Here is a 26,661-nt window from a genome sequence, read left to right as displayed (position 1 = left end):
GCAGAACAAGAGGTGATATGCCTGATAAAAAAGGCCCGACAAGCGGACCTTTTTATTAATGTCTGTCTCTGGCTTAACTTAGATCTTTTTAAAAATCAAGGAACCGTTAGTTCCGCCAAAGCCAAAGGAGTTACACAGAGCGTACTCCAGATCGCTGACCTGGCGCGCTTCATGCGGCACGAAGTCCAGATCGCAACCTTCATCCGGGTTATCCAGATTAATGGTTGGCGGAATGGCCTGATCGCGCAGCGCCAGAATAGAGAAAATAGACTCTACTGCGCCTGCGGCGCCCAACAGATGGCCGGTCATCGATTTGGTCGAGCTCACCATCACTCGGCTTGCAGCATCGCCAAAGACTGACTTAACCGCCTGCGTCTCAGCTTTGTCGCCGGCAGGCGTCGACGTGCCATGCGCGTTGACGTAGCCAATCTGAGCAGGCTCAATCGCGGCATCACGCAACGCGTTAACCATCGCCAGCGCAGCGCCTGCGCCATTTTCCGGCGGCGACGTCATATGGTAAGCATCGCTGCTCATACCAAAGCCGACGATTTCAGCATAGATTTTCGCACCACGCGCTTTTGCATGTTCGTACTCTTCAAGCACCAACATACCGGCACCGTCGCCCAGTACAAAACCATCGCGTTCTTTATCCCACGGACGGCTCGCCGCCTGTGGGTTATCGTTGCGGGTCGACAGCGCGCGCGCTGCGCCAAAACCACCTACGCCCAGCGGCGTACTGGCTTTTTCTGCGCCACCTGCCACCATCGCGTCCGCATCACCATAGGCGATGATACGCGCGGCATGGCCGATGTTATGCACGCCTGAAGTACAGGCAGTCGCAATAGAGATGCTTGGCCCACGCAGGCCATACATGATAGTCAGATGGCCTGCTACCATGTTAACAATCGTCGACGGGACAAAGAACGGGCTAATCTTACGCGGTCCGCCTTTTACCAGCGAACTGTGGTTTTCTTCGATCAGACCGAGACCACCGATACCGGAGCCGATAGCGGCGCCAATACGGCTTGCGTTCTCTTCCGTCACTTCAAGGCCAGAATCCTGCATGGCCTGTACGCCAGCGACAATTCCATATTGAATGAAGGCATCCATCTTGCGCTGTTCTTTGCGCGAGATAATGTCATCACAGTTAAAATCCTTTACTAAGCCAGCAAATTTCGTTGCATAGGCGCTAGTATCGAAATGGTCGATCAGGCTGATGCCACTCTGACCGGCAAGGAGAGCTTTCCAGGTAGACTCTACGGTATTGCCGACAGGAGACAACATGCCCAGTCCGGTCACAACTACACGACGCTTAGACACGGTTGTCCTCCAGGGAGGGAAAATGATTCTAGTGGGACAAAAAGATAAAACTCAGGCGGTCGAACGACCGCCTGGAGATGTTCACTTACGCCTGGTGGCCGTTGATGTAATCAATGGCAGCCTGAACGGTGGTGATTTTCTCAGCTTCTTCGTCCGGAATCTCAGTATCAAACTCTTCTTCCAGAGCCATTACCAGCTCAACGGTGTCAAGAGAATCTGCGCCCAGGTCTTCAACGAAAGAAGCATTGTTGGTTACTTCTTCCTGCTTAACGCCCAGCTGTTCGCCGATAATTTTCTTAACGCGTTCTTCGATAGTGCTCATACTCTTAAATTTCCTATCAAAACTCGCTTTCGCGATGGTTTTCGTAGTGTATAAAATGTTGAAAAATTTGCAACTAAATCCCGGCAGGTCTTACCACGATTTTACGTTATTTTGCGGCCTTTCGCCCTAATAACGCAAATATTTTTCAATCGTGATTAAACCATGTACATTCCGCCGTTGACGTGCAGAGTCTCACCAGTGATGTAACTCGCTTCGTCAGAGGCTAAAAATGCAACCGCACTGGCGATTTCCTGAGCGCCGCCGAGGCGACCCGCAGGCACCTGCGCCAGGATACCCGCACGCTGATCGTCAGACAGCGCACGCGTCATGTCCGTTTCAATAAAACCCGGAGCCACAACATTGACAGTAATACCACGGGACGCAACTTCACGCGCCAGTGATTTACTGAAACCGATCAGGCCCGCTTTCGCCGCAGCGTAGTTTGCCTGACCTGCATTTCCCATGGTACCAACCACAGAACCAATAGTGATAATGCGACCACAACGCTTTTTCATCATAGCGCGCATTACCGCTTTTGACAGGCGGAAAACGGATGATAAGTTGGTTTCGATAATATCGTTCCACTCATCATCTTTCATTCGCATCAACAGATTATCACGAGTGATACCGGCATTATTAACCAGGATATCCACTTCACCAAATTCTGCGCGAATATTTTCCAGAACAGATTCAATAGATGCAGGATCGGTCACATTCAACATCAAACCTTTCCCGTTAGCACCTAAATAGTCGCTAATGTTCTTCGCACCATTTTCACTGGTCGCAGTCCCGATAACTTTCGCGCCGCGGGCAACGAGAGTCTCTGCAATTGCGCGGCCTATGCCACGGCTTGCACCAGTCACCAGCGCAATCTTTCCTTCAAAGCTCATGGTTTTCCTCTTTTATTGCGTAAGTGCCGCAGACAGCGCCGCCGGCTCGTTCAGCGCCGACGCTGTCAGGGTGTCGACAATACGTTTCGTCAGACCAGTGAGGACTTTACCTGGACCCACTTCATAAAGATGTTCAACGCCCTGCGCCGCGATAAATTCCACGCTCTTCGTCCACTGTACCGGATTGTACAACTGGCGAACCAGCGCATCGCGGATAGCGGCGGCATCGGTTTCACATTTCACGTCAACGTTGTTTACTACCGGCACCGTTGGCGCGCTAAAGGTAATTTTGGCTAATTCAACCGCCAGCTTATCTGCCGCTGGTTTCATCAGCGCGCAGTGCGACGGTACGCTCACCGGCAGCGGCAGCGCGCGTTTCGCGCCAGCGGCTTTACAGGCTGCGCCCGCGCGTTCTACCGCCTCTTTATGCCCGGCGATAACCACCTGTCCCGGCGAGTTAAAGTTAACCGGCGAAACAACCTGCCCTTCGGCAGATTCTTCACAGGCTTTAGCAATAGAGGCATCATCCAGCCCGATGATCGCAGACATGCCGCCAGTGCCTTCCGGAACCGCTTCCTGCATGAATTTACCACGCATTTCCACCAGACGAACGGCATCAGCAAAGTTGATGACGCCAGCGCAAACCAGCGCGGAATATTCGCCCAGGCTGTGACCTGCCATTAACGCAGGCATTTTACCGCCCTGCTGCTGCCAAACGCGCCAAAGCGCGACGGAAGCGGTTAATAACGCCGGCTGCGTCTGCCAGGTTTTATTCAGTTCTTCCGCTGGACCTTGCTGGGTGAGCGCCCACAGATCATATCCCAGAGCCGCAGAAGCTTCAGCAAACGTTTCTTCTACGATAGGGTAATTTGCCGCCATTTCGGCCAACATCCCAACGCTCTGAGAACCCTGACCGGGGAACACAAATGCAAATTGCGTCATGTTTAAATCCTTATACTAGAAACGAATCAGCGCGGAGCCCCAGGTGAATCCACCCCCGAAGGCTTCAAGCAATACCAGCTGACCGGCTTTAATTCGCCCGTCACGCACGGCTTCATCCAGCGCGCACGGCACAGAAGCTGCGGAGGTATTGCCGTGCCTGTCCAGCGTGACGACGACATTGTCCATCGACATGCCGAGTTTTTTCGCTGTCGCGCTAATGATACGCAGGTTAGCCTGATGCGGCACCAGCCAATCGAGTTCTGAGCGATCCAGGTTATTAGCCGCCAGCGTCTCATCGACAATATGCGCCAGTTCAGTGACCGCCACTTTAAAGACTTCATTGCCCGCCATTGTCAGGTAAATCGGGTTATCCGGATTTACGCGATCGGCATTCGGCAGGGTCAGTAATTCACCGTAACGACCATCGGCATGAAGATGAGTGGAGATAATACCCGGTTCTTCAGAAGCGCTCAGTACGGCCGCGCCTGCGCCATCGCCGAAAATAATGATCGTACCGCGATCGCCAGGATCGCAAGTGCGGGCTAATACATCGGAACCGACCACCAGCGCGTGTTTAACCGCGCCGGATTTAACGTACTGGTCGGCGATGCTTAACGCGTAGGTGAAACCTGCGCACGCTGCCGCGACATCAAACGCCGGGCAACCTTTAATACCGAGCATACTTTGAATCTGACATGCCGCGCTTGGAAATGCATGCGTTGCTGATGTGGTAGCCACCACAATCAAGCCAATTTGGTCTTTATCGATCCCCGCCATCTCAATCGCGCGATTCGCAGCGGTAAAGCCCATCGTCGCGACAGTTTCATTCGGCGCGGCGATATGGCGTTCACGAATACCTGTACGAGTGACAATCCACTCGTCAGAGGTCTCAACCATTTTTTCCAGATCGGCGTTAGTCCGCACTTGTTCGGGCAGATAGCTGCCAGTACCAATAATCTTCGTATACATGTACGCTCAGTCACTTTTCGGTTATATACCGTTACCTGTAAACGTCTGGCACGCTGGCGGCGCCGGGGAGACAGCGATATTATCTGTGCGCCCGCAGGTTTACGCCTTTGCCATCGTCCAGCGGTTCAAATCCGGCTGGGTATACAGATTCCAGGCGAGCGGCAATTCGCAGAGGAACTTGTCGCTGCACCGCCTGCACTGCCTGTTCAATCGCGACTGCAAATGCTCGCTGATTGGCCGCACCATGACTTTTTATCACCGTGCCGCGCAATCCTAACAGACAGGCGCCATTATACTGGTCGGGGTTGAGGTGACTGAATCGCCTCGTCAGGCTTTTTTGTAACCAACGTTTTAATAACAGCAGCCACCACGACCGTTTTTTCCCCTCGCCCTGTGATTTCAGCAGTGAAAGGAACATTCTGACAACCCCCTCCATCGTTTTAAGTGTGACATTGCCTGTAAAGCCGTCACACACCAGTACATCGGTTTTTCCCGTCAGTAACTCATTCGCCTCAAGGTAGCCGATGTAATTGATGGTTGGGACTGTTTTTAACATTAAAGAGGCTTCGCGAATACTGTCGAGGCCTTTGGTTTCTTCTTCCCCGATATTGAGTAGCGCCACGCGGGGATTTTTGATCCCGACGACCTCTTCCGCCAAAACGGCGCCCATCACGGCAAACTGCACCAGCATGGTACTGTCACAGTCGACGTTGGCACCCAAATCAAGCACTACCGTTTTGCCCTTTTGCTGGTGCGGTAATACCGTCACCAACGCCGGACGCTCAATCCCCTCAAGAGGCTTGAGCAATAATTTCGCCAGCCCCATCAGCGCCCCGGTATTACCGGCGCTAACGCAAGCTTCGGCTCGGCCTTCTTTCACAAGCTCCAGGGCCACACGCATGGATGTCCCGCGACTGGCGCGGATCGCCTGCGAAGGCCGGGCATCACTGGCAATAACTGACTGTGCAGGGATAATCTGCAGACGCGAACGTTGTTCAAAGTCAGCTTTGGCAAGTAATGGCGTGATAATATCGGGATTCCCGACTAAAAGAAGAGTGAGCTGCGAATTAGCGTTCAGTGCCTGCAATGCTGCAGGCACCGTCACGGAAGGACCAAAATCGCCCCCCATGACATCTAACGCCAGGGTTAGACGTGTCAAGGTATCGTCGCTGCCTGGTTCGGTGTTCTCCGCTTACGCGGAGAAATCCTCACTAAGCTTTATCACGCTTGTACTCTTCGGCTTTTACACCACAGGCACGCCTGTGATGCAAAAGGCATCGAGTATCGCGCGATTACTTAGCGATGACCTTACGGCCGCGGTAGTAACCGTCGGCAGTGATGTGGTGACGCAGGTGTTTTTCACCAGAAGTTTTGTCTACAGACAGGCTGGTGACTGCGGTCAGAGCGTCATGGGAACGACGCATGCCACGTTTGGAACGGGTTGGTTTATTCTGTTGTACGGCCATGGACCTTACTCCTCAATTACGGTTTATCCCTGCGTCCGCGGGGAAGACCTATTACTTACGCTTTAAGCTGGCTAATACGGCAAATGGGTTTGGCTTTTGCGCTTCATCAGGCAGTTCGCCAAAGACCATGTCCGCCTCGGACACTTCACAGTGTTCAGAATCATGCACCGGAACTACCGGCAAGGCGAGGATGATTTCATCTTCAACCGTCGCCAGCAGATCGATTTCGCCGAATTCGTTTACCTCAATCGGCTCATACGCTTCCGGCAGTGCTTCAGCCTGCTCGTCGGAACGGACAGGGCTAAAACAATACGTTGTGTGAACCTGATGGGTAAACGGTTTCCCGCAACGCTGGCATTCGAGCGACACCGTAACGACCGCATCGCCGGTTAAAACGGCGAGACGCTGGTTATCGATAGCGAACGACATGGAGCATTCCACATCACTGTCCACACTGACTACAGATTCGGCAACGCGCTCAACCTGATCGGGGGTATAGATACCCTGGTAATCAAGGCGTTTTTGAGCGGTACGAACCGGATCAAGAGTCAGGGGTAATTTTACCTTTTGCATAGGGCGCGCATATTAACTTCGTAACGTCATATAGTCAAAGAAAAAGGCAGCCTGCGGTTGCCTTTTGCCAATAATTCGCACACATTGCGGGTTACAGACTTATTTTCGCTCAAGACGAGTCAGTATGACAGGCTTGAAGACCGAAGAGCATAGTTTAAGATGGCTCTCATCATTACGCTATATCTGAGGGAAAAAATATGCCCCGTCTCATCCTTGCGTCTACCTCTCCCTGGCGTCGCGCGCTGCTGGAAAAGCTGACGATTCCTTTCGAATGCGCCGCGCCGGATGTTGATGAAACCCCCATGCCGGGCGAAGCGCCGCGTCAGTTGGTGCTGCGGCTGGCGCAGGCGAAGGCGCAATCGCTCGCCGCGCGTTTCCCGAATCATTTGATTATTGGCTCCGACCAAATTTGTGTTCTGGACGGCGAAATCACCGGCAAACCGCTGACGGAAGAAAAAGCGCGTCAGCAATTAGCCAAAGCCAGCGGAAATATTGTGACGTTTTATACCGGACTGGCACTGTATAACTCCGCCTCCGGGCACTTACAAACCGAAGTGGAGCCTTTTGACGTTCATTTTCGCCATTTAAGCGAAGCGGAAATAGATGACTATGTCCGTAAAGAGCATCCGCTGCACTGCGCGGGAAGTTTTAAAAGCGAAGGTTTAGGCATTGCATTATTTGAACGCCTGGAAGGTCGTGACCCAAATACCTTGATCGGTTTGCCGCTGATCGCGTTGTGTCAAATGCTGCGGCGGGAAGAGATGAACCCGCTGAATGCCTGATTAATCTGCCTGATGGCGACGCGATGCGTCTTATCAGGCCTACGGTGCATCACACGATTGTAGGCCTGATAAGCAACGTGCATCAGGCTTTACTACGTAATACCTCAAGGCAGCGCTTCAATTGCTTATCCATTGGCGCTTCAATGCGCATGACATCGCCCGTTCCCGGATGTGTGAATTTCAGCGCCGCGGCGTGCAGAAAGAGACGTTTAAGACCAGTTCCCGCTTCGGTAAGCTGTTGATCAAACTCACGGTCGCCGTAGCGATCGTCGAACGCAATAGGGTGACCGGCATATTGGGTATGTACGCGAATCTGATGCGTACGGCCCGTGACCGGGCTACAGCGCACCAGCGTGGCGAAGGCATAACGCTCTTCCACCTTGAAGCGCGTTTCTGACGGTTTACCTTCCTGGCTCACGCGGACAATGCGTTCGCCGCTTTGCAGAATGTTCTTTAATAATGGCGCCTGTACGGTTTTAACGTGCGATTGCCACTGGCCGCGCACCAGCGCCAGATAATCTTTCTGCATTCCCTTTTCGCGCAGTTGCTCATGCAGCGAACGCAGCGCGGAGCGTTTTTTCGCCACCAACAGCACGCCGGAGGTATCGCGGTCAAGACGATGCACCAGTTCCAGGAATCGCGCTTCCGGACGCAACGCCCGCAGCCCTTCGATGACGCCAAAACTTAACCCGCTCCCGCCGTGTACGGCGGTGCCGGAAGGCTTATTCAGCACCAGAATATGGTCGTCTTCATACAAAATGACGTCCGCCAACGCCGCCACTTTTTGCAAATGCGGCGACACGGCCTCTTCTTCGCGTTCAGCAACGCGAACCGGCGGAATGCGGACTTCATCACCCGCTTCCAGTTTGTATTCCGGTTTAATGCGTTTTTTGTTCACCCGCACCTCGCCTTTACGCAAGATGCGATAAATCATACTTTTTGGTACCCCTTTCAGTTGGGTGCGCAAAAAGTTATCAATGCGTTGCCCCGCTTCGTCAGCGGCGATAGCAACAATTTTTACGGATGGCGTTTCTGTTTTCATGGGGGGCGATTCTAAATAGCCTGTGAGATTCGCGCCACACATTTTTCTATGCTTATAGAGACGCCTACGCCAGTGGATGAACATTTTTCACTGCGGTTTTGCTGGTTATTAAAGCGATTGGCTCGCGCTGGTGAAAAAACTGTGAGTAAGCGGGTGATAAATGGTAAAAGTCATCTTGCTATAACAAGGTTAGCAGTGGAATAATGATGCGGTTTCCGCACCGAAACTTGTTAAAACAAAAAGTTTAGCGGAATAACCCATTTTGTCTGACCGATCATCAACGCAGCAATGGCGTAAGACGTATTGATTTTTCAGACAGTTAGCGGGCTGCGGGTTGCAGTCCTTACCGGTAGATAGGATCTTCTCTGGAGAGTAATGCCCAGGCTGCTTCCCTGATAATTGCGCTGTGTTTCCGTATGAAATACAGGCAACCGACACTCTGCGCCTCTTTGAGCTGACGATAACCGTGAGGTTGGCGACGCGAAATAGTCACGAGGCCATCGGTTCATGCCCGGTAAGGCGTCACCATGCCCGCAGCTTAGTCGTCAACGTAAGAATAATGAGTAAGTTACGATGAAAAGAATGTTAATCAACGCGACTCAGCAGGAAGAGTTGCGCGTCGCCCTTGTAGATGGGCAGCGTCTGTACGATCTGGATATAGAAAGCCCCGGACACGAGCAGAAAAAAGCGAACATCTATAAAGGCAAAATTACCCGTATTGAACCGAGCCTGGAAGCGGCTTTTGTTGATTACGGCGCAGAACGTCACGGTTTCCTCCCGTTAAAAGAAATTGCCCGCGAATATTTCCCCGCTAACTACAGCGCTCATGGTCGCCCGAACATTAAAGACGTGTTACGCGAAGGCCAGGAAGTCATTGTTCAAATCGATAAAGAAGAGCGCGGCAACAAAGGCGCGGCGTTAACCACCTTTATCAGTCTGGCGGGCAGCTACCTGGTGCTGATGCCGAATAACCCGCGCGCGGGTGGTATTTCCCGTCGCATTGAAGGCGACGATCGTACCGAGTTAAAAGAAGCGTTGGCCAGCCTGGAACTTCCTGAAGGGATGGGGCTTATCGTGCGTACCGCAGGCGTGGGTAAATCCGCCGAAGCGTTGCAGTGGGATTTAAGCTTCCGCCTGAAACACTGGGAAGCCATTCAGAAAGCCGCTGAAAGCCGTCCCGCGCCGTTCCTGATCCATCAGGAAAGCAACGTCATCGTACGCGCGTTTCGCGACTATCTGCGTCAGGATATCGGTGAAATCCTGATCGACAATCCAAAAGTGATGGAAATGGCGCGTCAGCATATCGCCGCGTTGGGCCGCCCGGATTTTAGCAGCAAAATTAAGCTATACACCGGTGAAATCCCGTTGTTCAGCCATTACCAGATCGAATCGCAGATCGAGTCAGCGTTCCAGCGTGAAGTGCGCCTGCCCTCCGGCGGTTCCATCGTCATTGACAGTACCGAAGCGTTAACCGCCATCGATATCAACTCCGCCCGCGCGACTCGCGGCGGCGATATCGAAGAAACCGCGTTCAACACCAATCTCGAAGCAGCCGACGAGATTGCCCGCCAGTTGCGTCTGCGCGACCTGGGCGGCCTGATCGTTATCGACTTTATCGATATGACGCCGGTACGTCACCAGCGCGCGGTAGAAAACCGTCTGCGTGAAGCGGTGCGTCAGGACCGGGCGCGTATTCAGATTAGCCATATTTCCCGCTTCGGCCTGCTCGAAATGTCGCGTCAGCGCCTGAGCCCGTCGCTGGGCGAATCCAGCCATCACGTGTGTCCGCGCTGTAGCGGTACCGGCACCGTGCGCGATAACGAATCTCTGTCGCTGTCCATTCTGCGCCTGATTGAAGAAGAAGCGCTGAAAGAGAATACGCAGGAAGTCCATGCCATTGTTCCGGTGCCGATCGCCTCTTATCTGCTTAACGAAAAACGGACGGCAGTTAACGCTATTGAGACGCGTCAGGATGGCGTCCGCTGTGTCATCGTCCCGAACGATCAGATGGAAACGCCGCACTATTCCGTGCTGCGCGTACGCAAAGGGGAAGAAACGCCGACCCTGAGCTACATGCTGCCGAAGCTGCACGAAGAAGCGATGGCGCTGCCTTCTGAAGAAGAGTACGCCGAGCGTAAACGCCCGGAACAGCCTGCGCTGGCGACATTCGCTATGCCAGATGTGCCTCCGGCGCCGACGCCTGTCGAACCGGCGGTTAGCGTCGCCACGGCGAAAAAGGATAATGTTGCCGCCGCGCAGCCTGCCCAGCCGGGTCTGTTTAGCCGCTTCCTTAACGCGCTGAAACAACTGTTCAGCGGTGAAGAAACGAAAGCCGTCGAAACAGCCGCGCCGAAAGCGGAAGAAAAAGCGGAGCGTCAGCAGGATCGTCGCAAGCCACGGCAGAACAACCGTCGCGATCGTAACGAACGCCGCGACACCCGTGATAACCGTGCCGGACGTGACGGCGGCGAGAGCCGCGACGATAATCGTCGTAACCGTCGCCAGGCGCAGCAGCAAAATGCGGAAACGCGCGACACCCGCCAGCAGGAAACGGCGGAAAAAGTGAAAACCGGCGATGAGCAGCAACAGACGCCGCGTCGCGAACGCAGCCGCCGCCGCAATGATGACAAGCGCCAGGCGCAGCAGGAAGTAAAAGCGCTTAACCGCGAAGAACAACCTGTCCAGGAGACCGAGCAGGAAGAACGCGTTCAGCAGGTTCAGCCGCGCCGCAAGCAGCGTCAGCTTAATCAGAAAGTCCGCTTTACCAACAGCGCAGTGGTTGAAACGGTTGACACGCCGGTCGTCGTCGACGAACCACGCCCGGTTGAAAACGTTGAACAGCCCGTTCCAGCGCCGCGTACCGAGCTGGCGAAAGTTGATTTACCTGTCGTTGCCGATATCGCGCCGGAGCAGGATGATAGCGTAGAACCTCGCGATAATACCGGTATGCCGCGTCGCTCCCGCCGTTCTCCGCGCCACCTGCGCGTAAGCGGTCAGCGTCGCCGTCGCTATCGTGACGAGCGCTACCCGACACAATCGCCAATGCCGCTAACCGTCGCCTGCGCGTCGCCGGAAATGGCGTCCGGTAAAGTCTGGATCCGCTACCCGATTGTCCGTCCTCAGGAAACGCAGGTTGTTGAAGAGCAGCGTGAAGCAGATCTGGCGCTGCCACAACCGGTTGTCGCTGAACCGCAGGTTATCGCTGCGACCGTAGCGCTCGAACCACAAGCGTCGGTACAGGCGGTAGAAAACGTTGCCGTTGAGCCGCAGACCGTCGCCGAACCACAGGCGCCGGAAGTCGTCGAGGTCGAGACAACGCATCCGGAAGTGATTGCCGCGCCGGTTGATGAACAGCCGCAACTGATTGCCGAAAGCGATACGCCGGAAGCGCAAGAGGTTATTGCTGACGCCGAACCGGTAGCAGAAACCGCCGACGCGTCCATTACGGTGGCTGAAAACGTGGCTGATGTTGTCGTTGTCGAGCCAGAAGAAGAGACAAAAGCGGAAGCGGCTGTTGTGGAGCACACGGCAGAAGAAACCGTTATCGCACCGGCCCAGGTGGTGGAAAAGCCGCAGGACGTTGTCTGCGTTGACGATCATAACCACGCCAGCGCGCCGATGACGCGTGCGCCAGCGCCGGAATATGTGCCGGAAACCCCGCACCATAGCGACTGGCAGCGCCCTTCCTTCCACTTTGAAGGTAAAGGCGCAGCAGGCGGACACAGCGCCACACGCCACGCCAGCGCCCCGGCAACACGACCACAGCCGGTAGAATGATGTAAATGCTGATACAAAGCCGACCGCCAGGTCGGCTTTTTTATGCCCCTCACAGGGCGATGCCTCACCCCATGGCGTCTTTTAGTCACTCCAGGCGTTTATGAGATCGGGCGGGATAATACGTACGGATGGCGTCGCTACGGGCGCGACAATATGACCACTAACTCAATGACGACTAAAAAATGCCCGCGCCGGGGTGGATGGCGCGGGCAGACAAAACATATCCAGTTTCGTGATATGTTTCAAAAGAGGCGTTACCGGTTCAACTGGAAAAGCGACATTCCCTGCATGTCGGTAAACGTTTTATAGGACGCCTGTAATGCCGCCTGTTGCATGACGTAGGAGGAGATGACCGAGTTCCAGTCCACATCTACCAGGTTGCTCATCTGCAACTTCTGTCCCAGCGCACGGTCGCTTCCCAGTGAATCCAGCGTACTGAGTTCGCTCAGTTGCGTTCCCAGTTCCGCACGAACGGTCAGGACGTTATTAAGCGAATTTTTTAAGCCGCGATTGGTTTTATCAATGGCGGCAGCGGCCTTTTCTTTTTCCACGTCATTGCCTTCCACCGGGGTATTGAGCGCGGCAATTGCCGTATCGAGCATGACAAACAGATTCTTTTCGGAGTCCGAGCCATCCGGTTCCGGCACCGCATTGCTGGTGATGCTATTAAAAATTTGCGCTCCCGTATGGCCAATTACCATCGTGCGTGCGGAATCCACCTGCTGGGTAACACTTTTCTCGCCACCATGATAACCACCTGTCGCCTGGTCGAATGGCGCCGCTTCCGTTTTATATCCGGCAAAGATATAGCGACCATTGCCGTCAGTGCTGTTTGCCAGGTTCATCAGCTGATCGCGGATCCCCTGTAAATCCGTCGCCAGTGACGCGCGGTCATCGTCGCTTAATGTGCCGTTTCCGGCATAGACGATTTTTTCCTGCGCGGTTTGAATCGCCGTCGTCACCTGACTGAGTACGCTTTCTTCCAGCGACACTTTTTGGGTGGCAAACGTACGCGCCAGGGCGTACTGGCTATTCTGCGCCTGCGCCTGAGAGAGTACTACCGCCTGCGACGCGGCGATCGGATCGTCAGATGGGTTGGTAACGCGCTTACCGGTAGACATCTGCTCGCCCAGCTTCATCCATTCGGCCTGAGAATTAGTGATGCCGCTCATATTTTGTTCGTACATCATCTGGGTACTGATACGCATGTCATCCTTCTCCTTTAGCGAATATTCAGTAACGCATCAAACAGCGCATTCGCGGTCTGCAATACTTGCGCATTCGCCAGATAATACTGCTGATAACGCTGCAAATTGCCGTACTCTTCGTCGAGGTTAACGCCGGAAACCGACTGTTGCTGTTTATAAAGCTGTTTAACCACATTCGCCTGCGTGGTGCTGCTGGTTTTCAGCGTTGACGTTTTGTTACCCACATCGCTGACCAACGTGGCATAAGCATCGTTAAAGGTTTTGTTGCCGCCCACGACATTGCTGTTTTGTAAGTCCAGCAATGCCTGACCATTGCGGTTATCGCTGTCGCCGGTATCCACATCAGGATCGAGTTTTGACTCAGACGCCATCGCAATCTCGGCTTCATTTGTCACTTTAACGTTCATGTCGACGATAGCATTGCTGACCGGCTTGAGAAGAAAACTGTCGTTTTTCTGTGCGCCGGTCCCTACCGTCACTTTCAGACCGTCAATCTCCAGTTTTCCGTCAGCATCTTTTGTCGCCGTGAAGGTGGTGTTATCCGCAGTGCGAGTAACCTGCCAGTCTGTACCGTCAAAAACAATCTTATAATCCGTCGCCTGAACCTTCGTGCTGTCGACCACCTTAGCGGTTAGCGATACCGTTTTATCGGCATTATTACTGTTGCTATATACCACCGGCGAGCCAATGCTAAAGAAGTCTTTCCCTTTATTACCGTCGGCGTCATAACCTTTGGTATGCTGCGCGTTAAACGCATCGGCAAACGCCAACGCCAACTGGCCCAGCGTATTACGAGTCTGATCCAGATCCTGAGAACGGAACGTCAGTAATCCGCCGAGCGAACCGGTGTTCAGCAACTTTTCCGGAATTTCGATGTTACCGGCGGCCTCATCGACATAAGCGACAGTCGTTCGCGTCGGGTCGGCGCTGGAGGGAACCGCCGCCAACTGACGCGCCGTCGACCCCTGCACCAGCGTATAGCCATTGGCCATCGTCAGGTTATAGGTGCCGCCGTCCTGTACACTCACCTCGACGCCAACGATCTTGTTAAGCTCGCTGACCAACTGATCACGCTGATCGAGCAGGTCGTTCGGCGATGCGCCCGCGCCTACGCCCGTCATACGGGAGATTTGATCGTTCAGGTTAGCTATCTGCTTCGCGTAATTGTTGATTTGCGCCACGCTGGAGCCAATCGCGATATTGACCTGTTTATCCTGATCGCGCAGATACTGATCGGTGGTTTTGAACTGGTTTACCAGCCCTTCCGCTTTACCAATCAGCGCCTGACGCGCCGCAGGATCTTCCGCATTACTGACTAACGTTTGCAGGCTGGTAAAAAAACTCTGCAACGAACCAGACAGTGAGCTGGATTTATCGGCCAGCAGGTTGTCGATTTTCGACATCTGTTCATAGCGCGTGGTCAAGCCGCTGCTCTGGTTTTGCGCGCCGCGTAGCTGATTAGTGATAAACGCATCATATTCGCGCTGTACGCCTGAAACGTAAACGCCATTACCTATCCAGCCGCCAGCCCCTAACGTACTGTTTGCCTGCGCCAGAATAGTTGTCTGCCGGGTATAACCCGCAACGTTATAATTGTTGATGTTATTACTGACCGTATTTAACGCGGCCTGCGCGGCGTTAAGTCCGCTCATGGCGTGATTAATCAAGCTGGACATGATGGTTCCTTTTAATCCTTCAATACTCGTTGTTATCGGCAGCGACTACGTGGACTTGAGCAATTTAAAAGAGATTGTCGAGATTCGCGCTGTAGGTTTTGCTGACCTTTTCACTCATCGCTTTCAACTGCTGAATCATGCTGGTCAATTTACGCGCGTAATTCGGGTCAGTGGCGTATCCGGCGTTTTGCAGAGCCACTGCGCCCTGCTCTGCCGTGGCGGCAGTGGTCACGGCAGCGTAGCGTGGGTTACGCGTTAACAGCGCAACATAATCCGATAACGCCTCCAGATACGAGTTATAGACGCGGAATTTCGCTTTCACTTTTTTCGCTTCGCCATTTTCGTATTCAGTGGTGGTGATTTCCGTCACCGGCCCTTTCCAACTGGCGGTCGCTTTCACGCCAAATACGTTATAGCTGGGTTCGCCATTCTCCCGCAGGATTTGCCGTTGCCCCCAGCCGGACTCCAGCGCCGCCTGCGCCAGAATCAGATGATGCGGCACCCCGCTTTGTTCGCTGGCCAACCTCGCCGGGAGCGAAAGCCGGGCCAGAAAGTCTTTACTGTCGCCGGAAAGCGGCGCATCGCTGCTGTCCGGCGTTTTCGGGATGGCTTTGCGCACCAGTTGGGTCAGCGCCTGATTTTGATAGCTGTTTACCGTCTCCAGGGAGAATTTAAGCGGTACTTGCGGCGCATCATCTGCAGGCATCGTCTGCCCGCCCGTCATCTGTTTAACCATCATATCCGCCAGCCCCAATCCCTTACCGGCGGTCATCTGCTGGGCGATCTGCTGGTCATACATGCTGGTATACAGACGCGTCTGATCGCTGCTGAATAAACCATCTTTGGGTAAAGCCTCGCGCATACTTTTCAGCATCATCTGCACAAACATCCCTTCCACCTGACGGGCCACAGGACGGATATTCGCCGCCGGGTCCTGGCCCGCTTTCGCTTTCAGTTCGTTCAGAGATTGCGCATCCCAGGCCGCGCTGGCCAGCAATTTACCGTCTCCGATCATCAGATGATTTCCAGTTTGGCGCGTAGACAGCCTGCGCTCTGCATGGACTGCAAAATCGACATCAGGTCCATCGGCGTCGCGCCAAGCGCATTCAGCGCGCGCACTACGCTGTTCAGATTGGCGCTGGAACGCACGCTCTGTAGCGATCCGCCGCTCTGACGCAAATCTATTTGAGTCTGTGGCGTCACCACGGTCTGCCCGCCGCCAAATGGCGTATTCGGCTGGTTGACGTTGAGCTGGCGATTGACTGTCACTGACAAATTGCCCTGCGCCACAGCGCAGCTATCCAGCGTGACTTCCCGATTCATGACCACCGAACCGGTACGCGAGTTGATCACGACTTTTGCATCCTGCGGCGTCACGTTGACTTCCATATTTTGAATGTCCGCCAGAAAACGCACCTGCGAGCTGTTGCCGCTGGGCACGCGCACCTGTACCGTTCGCGCATCAAGCGCAGTGGCGCTGCCGTAACCGCGGGCGCGGTTGATGGCGTCGGTAATTTGCTGCACCATCGTAAAATCTTCGTCGTTCAATTGCAGATTAATGGTGTTGCCAGCGCCGAACTGAGTCGGCAACTCGCGTTCGATAATCGCGCCGTTAGTGATGCGCCCGCCATTAAGCTGGTTAACCTGCACACTACTGCCGCCTGCGGAAGCGCCCGCGCCGCCGACCAGAATATTGCCCTGCGCCAGAGCATACACCTGGCTGTCCACCCCTTTTAACGGCGTCATTAATAACGTCCCGCCACGCAGACTTTTAGCGTTCCCCATTGAGGAAACGACGACATCGATCGTTTGTCCCTGTCGCGCAAAAGGCGGATACGACGCCGTCACCATCACCGCCGCCACGTTTTTCAACTGCATGTTGGTGCCGGTGGGGACCGTAATCCCCAGTTGTGACAGCATGTTATTCAGCGTCTGGGTGGTAAATGGCGTCTGGGTCGTCTGGTCGCCCGTACCGTCCAGCCCGACCACCAGCCCGTAGCCGATCAGCGAGTTTTCCCGTACTCCCTGGACACTGGTCAGATCCCGGATACGCTCGGCGTGCGCCAAAGTGGCAACCAGTGCCAGAACGATTCCTGCAAGAGCTTTAAACACATACACCTCGCTTACATCGGCGACAAATTAAGGAAGAAACGTTGCAGCCAGCCCATATTTTGCGCTTCGTTAATATAGCCGTTCCCGACATATTCAATCCGCGCATCCGCCACCTGTGTCGAGGGAACGGAGTTGCTGCCGCTGATGGTGCGTGGATTTACCACGCCGGAGAAGCGGATGAATTCCGTTCCCTGATTAATCGCGATCTGTTTTTCCCCCACGACGTGTAAATTGCCATTGGCCAGAACCTGATCGACGGTCACGGTCAGCGTGCCGCTAAAGGTATTGCTGGCATTCGCGCCGCCTTTACCGTTAAAAGAGTTGCCGCCGGAGGCCTCCATATCCGCGCGGGAATTACCGAATAATCCCTGCAGATAACGCGGTACCGTATCAAAACCAAAGCTGGTTTTGCCGTCGCGACTGGCATTTGCCGACGAGCTTTTACTGGCGCTGACGTTTTCCTGTAACACAATCGTGAGCGTATCGCCGATATTACGCGGTCGACGATCTTCAAAAAGCGGCTGATAGCCATAATTAATCGGCTGCGCAGACTGAAATATGGAGCCATTCGCCACCGGTACCGGGCCAGGTATCGGCTGCGCCGTGGTCGCCCCCTGCACGAGCGGTTTAGCGGGTATCCAGGCGCATCCTGTCAGCGTCGCGACCATCAGGGCCATAACTGGGTAAGCGTGAAGCGCGTATTTTTGCATTACCTTCATCTTCAAAATCAGGGAGCCGGTGGCGTATCCCCCACCGGCGGCCCCTTAGAGTTGCGTCAGTTTCTGCAGCATCTGATCGGTCGTCGATACTGCTTTACTGTTAATTTCATAGGCGCGTTGAACCTGAATCATGTTCACCAGCTCTTCCGCCACGTTAACGTTCGACGTTTCGACATACCCTTGATACAACAACCCCGCGCCGTTGAGCCCCGGCGTGCTTTCGTTCGGCGCGCCGGACGATTGCGTTTCGATATAGAGGTTCTCGCCGATGCTTTCCAGCCCGGTGTCGTTCATAAAGGTGGTCAGGTTAAGCTGCCCGACCTGAACCGGCGCGGCCTGCCCCTGCTGGGTAACGCTGACCACGCCGTCGCGGCCAATCGTGATGCTTAACGCGTTGGCCGGAATGGTGATTGCCGGCTGCACCTGAAAACCGCCCGCCGTCACCAGTTGACCATTCTGATCCACCTGGAAAGAGCCGTCGCGGGTATAGGCAGACGTACCGTCCGGCAGCATGACCTGGAAAAAGCCCTGCCCTTTAATCGCCACATCTTTACTGTTGTTGGTCTGCGACAGGTTCCCCTGGCTGTGCAGGCGCTCCGTGGCGACCGGACGCACGCCGGTACCGATTTGCAGCCCGGAAGGCAGCGTCGTCTGCTCGGACGACTGCGCGCCCGGCTGGCGGATGGTCTGATACAACAGATCTTCAAATACCGCGCGCTGACGCTTAAAACCATTGGTGCTGACGTTTGCCAGGTTATTGGCAATCACATCCATATTGGTTTGCTGCGCGTCCAGACCGGTTTTGGCGATCCATAATGAACTGATCATAAAATGTCCTGTATTAACTCATCGACAGCAGTTGGTTAGCTCGCCCTTCGTTCTCATCTACGCTGGTGATAACCTTCATCTGCATTTCAAAACGACGTGCGTTGGCGATCATGTCGGTCATGGCTTCAACCGGCTTGACGTTACTGCCCTCCAGCACGCCCGACATAATGCGAATTGACGGGTCAGCGGCCAGTACCGCCCCGCGTTCAGCCTGTGCCTCGGCGGTAAGGCGGAATAAACCGTCATCGCTCCGCTGCACCTCATTGCCTTCCGCTTTGACCAGCTTCAGTCGCCCAACGGGCGCCACCGTGTTTGGCGGGTCGCCGGGATTGAGCGCGGAGATCGTGCCGTCTGCCGCAATGGTGATTTCCGACCCTTCAGGAACGGTGATCGGGCCGCCTTCGCCGATAACCGGATGTCCCTGAATGGTTAACTGCCCGGTCGGCCCCACCTGGATATTCCCGTTACGGGTATATCCTTCAGCGCCATCCGCCGCTTGCACCACCAGCCAGCCGTCCTGCTGCAACGCAACATCCAGCGGGCGGGACGTGTAGTCCAACTGACCCGGGGTCATATCCGCCCCGGGCGTCGACGCCGTAACCAGCGTGCGCGTTGCTAAAGAGAGGCCATCAACGGGCACCGCGCGTAGCGCGTTAAGCTGTGCGCGAAAGCCCGGCGTTGAGGCATTAGCCAGGTTGCTGGCCGTTACCGCCTGCTGGTTAAGCGTCTGGCTGGCCGCCCCCATGGCGGTATAAATTGCGTGATCCATTAAGCTATCCCGTCAGGCGCTTAGCGCAGGTTAACCAGCGTATTGAGGATCTGGTCCTGGGTTTTGATGGTCTGCGCATTCGACTGGTAGTTACGCTGCGCGACGATCATATTCACCAGCTCTTTACTCAAATCCACGTTAGAGGCTTCCAGCGCGCCGTTCGTCAGCTTACCGAAGTTGCCGGAACCGGCAGTCCCCAGCAGCGCAACCCCGGAGGCCTGCGTCGCCGCCCAGACGTTATCGCCCTGGGATGCCAGACCTTCGTTGTTGGCGAAGTTAGCCAGCACAATCTGCCCCAGCACCTGCTCCTGCTCGTTGGAATAGTTGCCAACCACGGTGCCGTCGTTGTTAATCTGGTAGCTCACCAGGTCGCCAGGCTTATAGCCGTTTTGATTGGTGGCGACGATGTTGTTAGCCCCGGTGTTCTGCTGCATGGAGTTAAGGAAGCTGAGGGAGAAGGTGGCCGCTGTCGCGCCATTAATCGTACCGGTGGTGATGTTCACCGTACCGCCAGACTCCAGAATCCCGTTTTCATTGAATTTCAGCGTAGTGGACGCCGTTGTTGGCGCTGTGGCTGCAGGATCGCTGCTGTCATGGGTGTACACGGCCCATTCATTATCTTTGGTTTTCACAAAATAGACGTTCATGTCATGGGCATTACCCTGGCTGTCATAAACGGTGACGGTGCCTTTTTTGTTATACGAATCCGCATCACTCACGCTAAAGGGCGTTTTAGACGGTAAAGGATCCGTCGAGTTCAGGTTGATCTGCATTGACGCGGTGGTGGTCGATTTCGCCGCCATCAGCGTGTTCGGAATGGTGATCGGCGCAGGATTCGCCCCCTGCTGAATGGTCGGCGGCGTACCGGTGGCCGGATAGCCGGTCAACTGCATCCCCTGCATATTGACCAGGTTACGGTTCTCGTCCAGTTTGAACTGGCCGTTGCGGCTATAGAACACGGAACCGTTGCTGTCTACCAGGCGGAAAAAACCGTTCTGGCTAATCGCGACATCCAGCCCGCGCCCGGTGTTCGTTGTCGTACCGTCGGTAAAATCCTGGGTAATCCCCGCCACTTTTACGCCCAGCCCCACTTTGGAACCGGCGAACATATCGGCAAATGATGCCGTACCGGACTTAAAGCCATAGGTGGCGGAGTTGGCGATGTTATTACCGATAACATCAAGGTTGGTGGCCGCAGCGTTCAGGCCGCTAACCGCTTGAGAAAAAGACATGACTGACTCCTGATAAGTGTAAGGGCTTAGATTATTTGCCGAACTTCGTCGAGTGTGGTGGTGCCGTAGGTACCCAGATCCAACAGGTTGCCGTTACTGCCCTTCGTCACGCCCTGTACCAGAGCGAATTGCAGCGGCTGCGCCACCAGTTGCGTCCCGCCATTGCTGGCGGTAATCGCAATGTTGTAAGAACCATTCGGTACCGTTGTTCCGTCCGTTTGCTTACCATCCCAGGTAAAGGTGTGTACCCCGGCTCGCAACTCACCGATCTCCAGCGTCCGTACCACCCGGCCATCTTTATCGGTAATGGTTGCCGTCACTTTGTCCGCAGGCTGTTGCAATTCCACGCCAAACGGCGTCGTGGACGTCACGGCCCCTTCTTCCGCGCCTTTACCCGCCAGAATTGTGGTGCCAGGCACCATAACGCCATGTCCAATCAGCGTGGTCGCCTGTAGGGACTGACTATTATCGATTTGCCCGGAAATAGCCCCCAGCGTCGTATTCAGTTTTTCAATGCCGCTCACGGTACTGATTTGCGCCAACTGTGTCGTTAACTCATTATTTTGTAATGGGTTAGTCGGGTCCTGGTTCTTCAATTGCGCGACCAGTAAGGTCAGGAAACTGCTTTGCAGATCGGCAGCGTTGCTTCCGGTCATCGACCCGCTGCCGGTCGTCGTTTTGACGCCCGTGTTGGTCGGGTCATTCATATTTACGGCAATAGACATACGCGCCTCCTTTACTGGCCTAATGTCAGCGTTTTAAGCATCATGCTTTTTACGGTATTCAGGACTTCGATATTTGCCTGATAGCTGCGCGAGGCTGACATCGTGTTGACCATTTCGCCGACCACATCGACGTTGGGCATTTTGACGTAACCATTAGCGTCCGCCAGCGGATTGCCTGGCTCATAAACCAGCTTTTCCGGTGCCTGACTTTCAATCACGCTGGCGACCTTTACCCCGCCAGTGGCTTGCCCCGGCGCGGCGTCCACCTGAAAAACCACCTGTTTGGCGCGATAAGGCTGTCCGTCCGGGCCGGTGACGCTATCCGCATTCGCCAGGTTACTGGCCGCAACGTTCAACCGCTTGGACTGTGCGGCAAGCGCCGATCCGGCAATATCAAAAATGTTTAACAGCGCCACGAATTAGTTTCCTCCCTGTAGCACATTCATCATGCCTTTGAGTTGGCTACCCAGAACGGTAAGCCCCATCTGATATTTGAGACTGTTATCCGCAAACTGCGTACGTTCCCTGTCCATATCTACGGTGTTACCATCCAAAGAAGGCTGATCGGGTACGCGGTAAAGCAGATCCACTGCGGGAGAAGAGACCGCCTGGGCGGGAATATGGCGAGAGGAAGTCAACGACAACGCGACGCCGCCGGTTTCTTCCCGTCCGCGCACCATCACTTTTTTTAACTCACTGGCAAAATCAATATCGCGCGCCTGATACCCCGGCGTATCGGCATTGGCGATATTCGCCGCTAATATTTCCTGACGTTGCGCGCGCAGATTTAGCGCTTCCTGCTGAAATCGTAAGGCGGCATCGAGCCTGTCGAGCATATCTCCTCCGCAAATGGCAAAATTCAGCCGACAGCTTAAATGCCTTCACGCGCGCGTTATCGCCGGAATAAACGCAAAATGCGTCGCTATTTATTGCGTTGATGCTTGCTTCACACGGGTAGAATCCTGTCATGACATCAACCAGGGGGAAGTACCATGCAAACGTTAAAACAAGGATTCGCCGTGGCGGCTTTGCTGTTCAGCCCCCTGACAATGGCGCAGGACATCAACGCCCAACTGACCACGTGGTTTGCCCAGCGTCTGGCTGGCTTCAGCGATGAGGTGGTTGTCACGCTCCGCTCACCGCCCAATCTGCTGCCGAGCTGCGAGCAGCCAGCCTTCAGCATGACGGGCAGCGCGAAGCTGTGGGGCAACGTCAATGTGGTGGCGCGCTGCGCCAATGAAAAACGTTATTTGCAGGTGAATGTGCAAGCGACCGGCAATTATGTCGCCGTTGCCGCGCCCGTCGCGCGCGGCGGAAAATTGACGCCGGCCAACGTCACGCTAAAACGTGGCAGGCTGGATCAGTTACCGCCGCGGACGGTACTGGATATCCGTCAGATTCAGGATGCCGTCAGTTTGCGCGATCTCGCTCCCGGGCAGCCGGTACAGCTTACGATGATACGTCAGGCCTGGCGCGTCAAAGCGGGGCAACGAGTACAGGTCATCGCCAATGGCGAGGGGTTTAGCGTCAATGCGGAAGGTCAGGCGATGAATAATGCCGCCGTCGCGCAAAATGCGCGCGTGCGCATGACATCGGGTCAAATCGTGAGTGGAACCGTCGATTCTGATGGGAATATTCTTATTAACCTATAATTGTGTAAAGATTTTGTCGCGGCTGCCGATGAGATATTCAACCATGATGGTAGCTGGCCGCTACAACGTAACCCTCGATGAGGATAAATAAATGAGCATTGACCGTACCTCACCTTTGAAACCCGTTAGCACTGTCCAGACGCGCGAAACCAGCGATACGCCGGTACAAAAAACGCGTCAGGAAAAAACGTCCGCCGCGACGAGCGCCAGCGTAACGTTAAGCGACGCGCAAGCGAAGCTCATGCAGCCAGGCGTCAGCGACATTAATATGGAACGCGTCGAAGCATTAAAAACGGCTATCCGTAACGGTGAGTTAAAAATGGATACGGGAAAAATAGCAGACTCGCTCATTCGCGAGGCGCAGAGCTACTTACAGAGTAAATAAGCGTATGACTCGTTTGTCAGAAATACTTGACCAGATGACCACCGTCCTGAATGACCTGAAGACGGTGATGGACGCCGAGCAACAACAGCTTTCCGTAGGCCAGATTAACGGCAGCCAGCTACAGCGTATTACAGAAGAAAAAAGCTCGTTGCTGGCGACGCTGGATTATCTGGAACAACAGCGCCGTCTGGAGCAGAACGCGCAGCGTAGCGCAAACGATGACATTGCAGAGCGCTGGCAGGCGATTACCGAAAAAACGCAGCATCTGCGCGACCTCAACCAGCACAACGGCTGGCTGCTGGAAGGGCAAATCGAGCGTAATCAACAGGCGCTGGAGGTGCTGAAACCTCACCAGGAGCCGACCTTGTACGGGGCTGACGGTCAGACTTCCGTCTCTCACCGCGGCGGTAAAAAAATTTCTATCTAATCAGTGCCGGATGGCGACGTTGCGCCTTTCCGGCCTGAATGCCTTGTAGGCCTGATAGCACAGAGCTATCAGGCACTGAATTTACGCCGTCCGGCGAACAAACTCTTTAACTTTAAAGCCCAGCACGGCAAGCGCGGCAAAATAGGCCGCGATACCCGCGATCACTACCGCCATCAAACGTAGCAAACGCCATAACATCGACCCTTGCGACCACTCCGGCATAATATGCAACACGCCGAACAATACGGCAGCCATCACCAGTACGGAAATGATCAGACGCATCAGGAACCACATCCAACCCGGTTGTGGCGTAAAGATATTCTGTTTGCGCAGTTGCCAGTACAGCAGCGACGCATTGAGACATGCCGCCAGACCAATAGAGAGCGACAGCCCGGCGTGTTTCAGCGGTCCAATAAACGCCAGGTTCATTAACTGCGTCATGATTAACGTCACGATGGCGATTTTCACCGGCGTTTTAATATCCTGGCGAGAATAGAAGCCAGGGGCCAGCACTTTTACGACGATCAAGCCAATCAGCCCCACCGAATAGGCGATTAACGCCCGCTGCGTCATTGCCGCATCAAAGGCGGTGAATTTACCGTACTGAAACAGCGAGACCGTCAGCGGCTTCGCCAGAATGCCTAACGCTACCGCGCTCGGCAACGCCAGTAAAAAGCACAAACGCAGCCCCCAGTCCATCAGGCGGCAGTACTCATCATGATTGCCGCTGGCAAAGCTTTTCGACAATGACGGCAACAGGATGGTCCCCAACGCCACGCCCAGCACGCCGGACGGGAACTCCATCAACCGATCGGCATAGTACATCCATGAAACCGAGCCAGAGGCCAGAAACGAGGCGAAAATGGTATTGATGATAAGGGAAATCTGACTGACGGAAACGCCCAAAATCGCCGGCCCCATCTGTTTGACCACCCGCATCGCCCCGGTGTCGCGAAAGTTAATGCGCGGCAGCACCAGCATACCGATCTTTTTCAAATACGGAAGTTGATACACCAGTTGCAGCACGCCGCCGACGGTGACTGCCCAGGCTAACGCCAGCACCGGCGGATTAAAGTATGGCGCGGCGAATAATGCAAAACCGATCATGCTGATATTAAGAAATGTCGGCGCAAAAGCGGGAATAGAGAAGCGATTCCAGGTGTTGAGAATGGCGCCAACCAGTGAAGCCAGCGAGATCAGCAGAATATAGGGAAACGTAATCCGCAGCAGTTGCGTCGTCAGCGCGAATTTATCCGCAGTATCGGCAAAACCCGGCGCGGTTACCATAATCACCCACGGGGCGGCCAGCATACCGGCCACCGTCACGACGGCCAATGCCAGCGTCAACAGGCCGGAAACGTAAGCGACAAAGATCCGCGTCGCTTCTTCACCCTGCTTGCTCTTATATTCCGCCAGGATAGGCACAAAGGCCTGAGAAAAAGCGCCTTCGGCAAAGATCCGGCGTAGTAGATTGGGGAGTTTAAACGCCACAAAAAAGGCGTCGGTCGCCATCCCTGCGCCAAAAATTCTGGCGACAATCGCATCACGGGCAAAGCCCAACACGCGTGAAAACATAGTCATCGAGCTGACGGCAGCCAGCGATTTCAATAAATTCATTTCTTTTGTATTCCAGACCCTGGCGTAAAACTCCTGCATGGCTGATCCATCGACCGGATAACGCAACTTCTGCCGTATCCGGCTGTATCACCGCGCCTGACGGCGACGTTAAAACGTCTTATCAGGCCTTACAGACTCCCCACGGTTTGCCATTATTCACTGTGAAAAGAGGTATTATGTAGAGTGGGCATATATACCCGCCATACTTCGAGCTGCATGTGCGTTAGCTTTTCTGCAACTCGAATTATTGAGGGTATAGTACCTGGATTACGATGAATTACTACCGCCAGATGTTACAGAGGGTTATTCGCTGATGGCGTCCCGCCACAGCGCCTCCACGACGCGCTGGGCCAAAATCGCCTGCTCCCCCGCCGTTTCCGGAACCGTCTGATTTTGTACGCAGTCAATGAAATGCCGCGCGCATCCGACAAAACCACGCTGTTCAAGCGTCGTTTGCCAACCCGGACTGGGTTTGATGAGAATACCCTGCCCGCGCTCTTCGCGCCATTCACGCATATCCGTCACGTCATACAGCCCGCCGTCGGTGACGGCCTGGACCGATTCACGCTGACTTCCGGCGCGCCGGTGCATACTGGTGGTAATTTGTAATTTGTCGGCGGAAAAATGATGTTCCGCATAGCACATTTCGCCGGACTCACTGGTGAGCAACGTGCCGCTGGTAAGGCGCGCCTCGCCGCCCGCCAGCCACAGAGCGGTATCCACGACATGCAGATAGTCATCGAGCAAAGTAAAACGTAAGTCGTGCGGCCCGATGCTATCGGTACGATGTTTATCCATACGCAGTGACGCCGCAGTGCCGAGGCGCGTCTTCAGTTCGCGGTACAGCGGCGCGAAACGGCGATTAAAGCCAACCATCAGCGTCAATTTTTTTTGCGCCGCCAGTGCCACCAGCCGTTCGGCATCACGTAGATTTTCCGCCAGCGGTTTATCCACGCAAACATGGACGCCGGCATTGAGAAGTTCGCTGACCACGGCATAATGGCTTGCGGTACTGGAGTGGACGAAGACCGCATCGCAGCCGGATGCTAAATTCGCCAGCGAATCCACATACGGTATGCGCCAGCTTTCGCAGATACGTAAGGCTTTATCCCGCGAAGGAGACCAGGCGCCCTGTAGCGTCCATCCGGCGGTGTTGGTTAATACCGGCAGCCAGGCCTTCTGCGCAATACCGCCTAACCCGACAATGCCAATCCGTAATGTTCTCACA

General features: G+C 54.6%; 27 protein-coding genes. 5 read left to right on the top strand and 22 right to left on the bottom strand.

The genetic code is table 11. From position 1 onward, the window contains the following. Positions 1 to 78: 78 nt before the first annotated feature. From fabF to yceD, 8 genes are all read right to left on the bottom strand, one after another. Positions 79 to 1,320, bottom strand: a complete 1,242-nt coding sequence (gene fabF / locus ACLD4F_RS00960; protein WP_000044664.1) for a beta-ketoacyl-ACP synthase II — start codon at positions 1,318 to 1,320, stop codon at positions 79 to 81. An 85-nt stretch (positions 1,321 to 1,405) separates the two neighbouring features. Then, the gene (gene acpP / locus ACLD4F_RS00955; protein ID WP_000103754.1) at positions 1,406 to 1,642 is read right to left on the bottom strand and encodes an acyl carrier protein; all 237 of its coding nucleotides are present in this window, start codon (positions 1,640 to 1,642) and stop codon (positions 1,406 to 1,408) included. A gap of 155 nt (positions 1,643 to 1,797) precedes the next feature. Continuing rightward, a complete protein-coding gene (gene fabG, locus ACLD4F_RS00950; protein ID WP_000007236.1) occupies positions 1,798 to 2,532 on the bottom strand; it encodes a 3-oxoacyl-ACP reductase FabG in 735 nt (244 codons plus the stop codon). A 12-nt stretch (positions 2,533 to 2,544) separates the two neighbouring features. Then, the gene (fabD, locus tag ACLD4F_RS00945; RefSeq protein WP_000191343.1) at positions 2,545 to 3,474 is read right to left on the bottom strand and encodes an ACP S-malonyltransferase; all 930 of its coding nucleotides are present in this window, start codon (positions 3,472 to 3,474) and stop codon (positions 2,545 to 2,547) included. Between the two features lie 15 nt (positions 3,475 to 3,489). Then, positions 3,490 to 4,443: a beta-ketoacyl-ACP synthase III gene (fabH, locus tag ACLD4F_RS00940; protein ID WP_000288148.1), complete on the bottom strand. Its 954-nt coding sequence runs from the start codon at positions 4,441 to 4,443 to the stop codon at positions 3,490 to 3,492. Positions 4,444 to 4,522: 79 nt separating this feature from the next. After that, positions 4,523 to 5,602 (bottom strand): phosphate acyltransferase PlsX, encoded by a 1,080-nt coding sequence (gene plsX / locus ACLD4F_RS00935; protein WP_023220299.1) that lies wholly within the window; start codon positions 5,600 to 5,602, stop codon positions 4,523 to 4,525. A gap of 133 nt (positions 5,603 to 5,735) precedes the next feature. Next, positions 5,736 to 5,909: a 50S ribosomal protein L32 gene (gene rpmF, locus ACLD4F_RS00930; protein ID WP_000290727.1), complete on the bottom strand. Its 174-nt coding sequence runs from the start codon at positions 5,907 to 5,909 to the stop codon at positions 5,736 to 5,738. A gap of 51 nt (positions 5,910 to 5,960) precedes the next feature. Further along, positions 5,961 to 6,482, bottom strand: a complete 522-nt coding sequence (gene yceD, locus ACLD4F_RS00925) for a 23S rRNA accumulation protein YceD (RefSeq protein WP_001174492.1) — start codon at positions 6,480 to 6,482, stop codon at positions 5,961 to 5,963. A 197-nt stretch (positions 6,483 to 6,679) separates the two neighbouring features. On the opposite strand from yceD, the gene ACLD4F_RS00920 reads away from it, so the two are divergent. Next, a complete protein-coding gene (locus tag ACLD4F_RS00920) occupies positions 6,680 to 7,264 on the top strand; it encodes a Maf family protein (protein WP_001137603.1) in 585 nt (194 codons plus the stop codon). Positions 7,265 to 7,346: 82 nt separating this feature from the next. On the opposite strand, the gene rluC is transcribed toward ACLD4F_RS00920, so the two are convergent. Then, positions 7,347 to 8,306: a 23S rRNA pseudouridine(955/2504/2580) synthase RluC gene (gene rluC, locus ACLD4F_RS00915; RefSeq protein WP_064043274.1), complete on the bottom strand. Its 960-nt coding sequence runs from the start codon at positions 8,304 to 8,306 to the stop codon at positions 7,347 to 7,349. A gap of 573 nt (positions 8,307 to 8,879) precedes the next feature. On the opposite strand from rluC, the gene rne reads away from it, so the two are divergent. Next, positions 8,880 to 12,083, top strand: a complete 3,204-nt coding sequence (rne, locus tag ACLD4F_RS00910) for a ribonuclease E (RefSeq protein ID WP_411010637.1) — start codon at positions 8,880 to 8,882, stop codon at positions 12,081 to 12,083. 254 nt (positions 12,084 to 12,337) lie between these two features. Here the strand turns inward: rne and flgL are convergent, their stop codons facing one another. The 11 genes from flgL to flgB form a co-directional block, all read right to left on the bottom strand. Next, positions 12,338 to 13,291 carry a flagellar hook-associated protein FlgL gene (flgL, locus tag ACLD4F_RS00905; protein ID WP_058331241.1) on the bottom strand — a complete coding sequence of 318 codons (954 nt, stop codon included), beginning with the start codon at positions 13,289 to 13,291 and terminating at the stop codon, positions 12,338 to 12,340. 14 nt (positions 13,292 to 13,305) lie between these two features. Then, entirely contained in the window at positions 13,306 to 14,967 is a 1,662-nt protein-coding gene (gene flgK, locus ACLD4F_RS00900; protein WP_000096425.1) for a flagellar hook-associated protein FlgK, read from the bottom strand. A 64-nt stretch (positions 14,968 to 15,031) separates the two neighbouring features. After that, a complete protein-coding gene (gene flgJ, locus ACLD4F_RS00895) occupies positions 15,032 to 15,982 on the bottom strand; it encodes a flagellar assembly peptidoglycan hydrolase FlgJ (protein WP_000578680.1) in 951 nt (316 codons plus the stop codon). After that, positions 15,982 to 17,079, bottom strand: coding sequence for a flagellar basal body P-ring protein FlgI (locus tag ACLD4F_RS00890; protein WP_411010636.1), 1,098 nt, complete (start codon positions 17,077 to 17,079; stop codon positions 15,982 to 15,984). The genes flgJ and ACLD4F_RS00890 overlap by 1 nt, the downstream gene beginning before the upstream one ends. A gap of 11 nt (positions 17,080 to 17,090) precedes the next feature. Next, complete coding sequence (flgH, locus tag ACLD4F_RS00885) at positions 17,091 to 17,789, bottom strand: flagellar basal body L-ring protein FlgH (RefSeq protein WP_001174897.1); 699 nt, start codon at positions 17,787 to 17,789, stop codon at positions 17,091 to 17,093. 54 nt (positions 17,790 to 17,843) lie between these two features. Further along, complete coding sequence (gene flgG / locus ACLD4F_RS00880; RefSeq protein WP_000625851.1) at positions 17,844 to 18,626, bottom strand: flagellar basal-body rod protein FlgG; 783 nt, start codon at positions 18,624 to 18,626, stop codon at positions 17,844 to 17,846. 13 nt (positions 18,627 to 18,639) lie between these two features. Next, a complete protein-coding gene (locus tag ACLD4F_RS00875; RefSeq protein ID WP_000349278.1) occupies positions 18,640 to 19,395 on the bottom strand; it encodes a flagellar basal body rod protein FlgF in 756 nt (251 codons plus the stop codon). A gap of 20 nt (positions 19,396 to 19,415) precedes the next feature. Continuing rightward, a complete protein-coding gene (gene flgE, locus ACLD4F_RS00870; RefSeq protein WP_411010635.1) occupies positions 19,416 to 20,627 on the bottom strand; it encodes a flagellar hook protein FlgE in 1,212 nt (403 codons plus the stop codon). Between the two features lie 26 nt (positions 20,628 to 20,653). After that, positions 20,654 to 21,352, bottom strand: coding sequence for a flagellar hook assembly protein FlgD (flgD, locus tag ACLD4F_RS00865; RefSeq protein WP_000020450.1), 699 nt, complete (start codon positions 21,350 to 21,352; stop codon positions 20,654 to 20,656). 11 nt (positions 21,353 to 21,363) lie between these two features. Then, positions 21,364 to 21,768, bottom strand: coding sequence for a flagellar basal body rod protein FlgC (gene flgC / locus ACLD4F_RS00860; protein ID WP_001196448.1), 405 nt, complete (start codon positions 21,766 to 21,768; stop codon positions 21,364 to 21,366). 3 nt (positions 21,769 to 21,771) lie between these two features. After that, positions 21,772 to 22,188 carry a flagellar basal body rod protein FlgB gene (flgB, locus tag ACLD4F_RS00855; RefSeq protein WP_000887042.1) on the bottom strand — a complete coding sequence of 139 codons (417 nt, stop codon included), beginning with the start codon at positions 22,186 to 22,188 and terminating at the stop codon, positions 21,772 to 21,774. A gap of 156 nt (positions 22,189 to 22,344) precedes the next feature. Between flgB and flgA the strand changes: the two genes are divergently transcribed. The 3 genes from flgA (at position 22,345) to flgN (ending at position 23,816) form a co-directional block, all read left to right on the top strand. After that, positions 22,345 to 23,004 carry a flagellar basal body P-ring formation chaperone FlgA gene (gene flgA / locus ACLD4F_RS00850; protein ID WP_411010634.1) on the top strand — a complete coding sequence of 220 codons (660 nt, stop codon included), beginning with the start codon at positions 22,345 to 22,347 and terminating at the stop codon, positions 23,002 to 23,004. A 91-nt stretch (positions 23,005 to 23,095) separates the two neighbouring features. Beyond that, on the top strand, positions 23,096 to 23,389 hold the full coding sequence (gene flgM, locus ACLD4F_RS00845) for a flagellar biosynthesis anti-sigma factor FlgM (RefSeq protein ID WP_000020893.1): 294 nt from the start codon (positions 23,096 to 23,098) through the stop codon (positions 23,387 to 23,389). A gap of 4 nt (positions 23,390 to 23,393) precedes the next feature. Beyond that, the gene (gene flgN / locus ACLD4F_RS00840; RefSeq protein WP_000197547.1) at positions 23,394 to 23,816 is read left to right on the top strand and encodes a flagella biosynthesis chaperone FlgN; all 423 of its coding nucleotides are present in this window, start codon (positions 23,394 to 23,396) and stop codon (positions 23,814 to 23,816) included. Between the two features lie 81 nt (positions 23,817 to 23,897). On the opposite strand, the gene murJ is transcribed toward flgN, so the two are convergent. Both murJ and ACLD4F_RS00830 read right to left on the bottom strand, forming a co-directional pair. Next, positions 23,898 to 25,433, bottom strand: a complete 1,536-nt coding sequence (murJ, locus tag ACLD4F_RS00835; RefSeq protein ID WP_001537775.1) for a murein biosynthesis integral membrane protein MurJ — start codon at positions 25,431 to 25,433, stop codon at positions 23,898 to 23,900. Between the two features lie 303 nt (positions 25,434 to 25,736). Next, positions 25,737 to 26,660, bottom strand: a complete 924-nt coding sequence (locus ACLD4F_RS00830) for a Gfo/Idh/MocA family protein (protein ID WP_411010633.1) — start codon at positions 26,658 to 26,660, stop codon at positions 25,737 to 25,739. Position 26,661 lies beyond the last annotated feature (1 nt).

Source organism: Salmonella sp. 741265050_HSA (assembly GCF_046569445.1).
Classification (GTDB): Bacteria; Pseudomonadota; Gammaproteobacteria; order Enterobacterales; family Enterobacteriaceae; genus Salmonella; species Salmonella enterica.
Note: the sequence above shows the minus strand (reverse complement) of the source record. Positions and strands in the feature narration are given on the sequence as shown.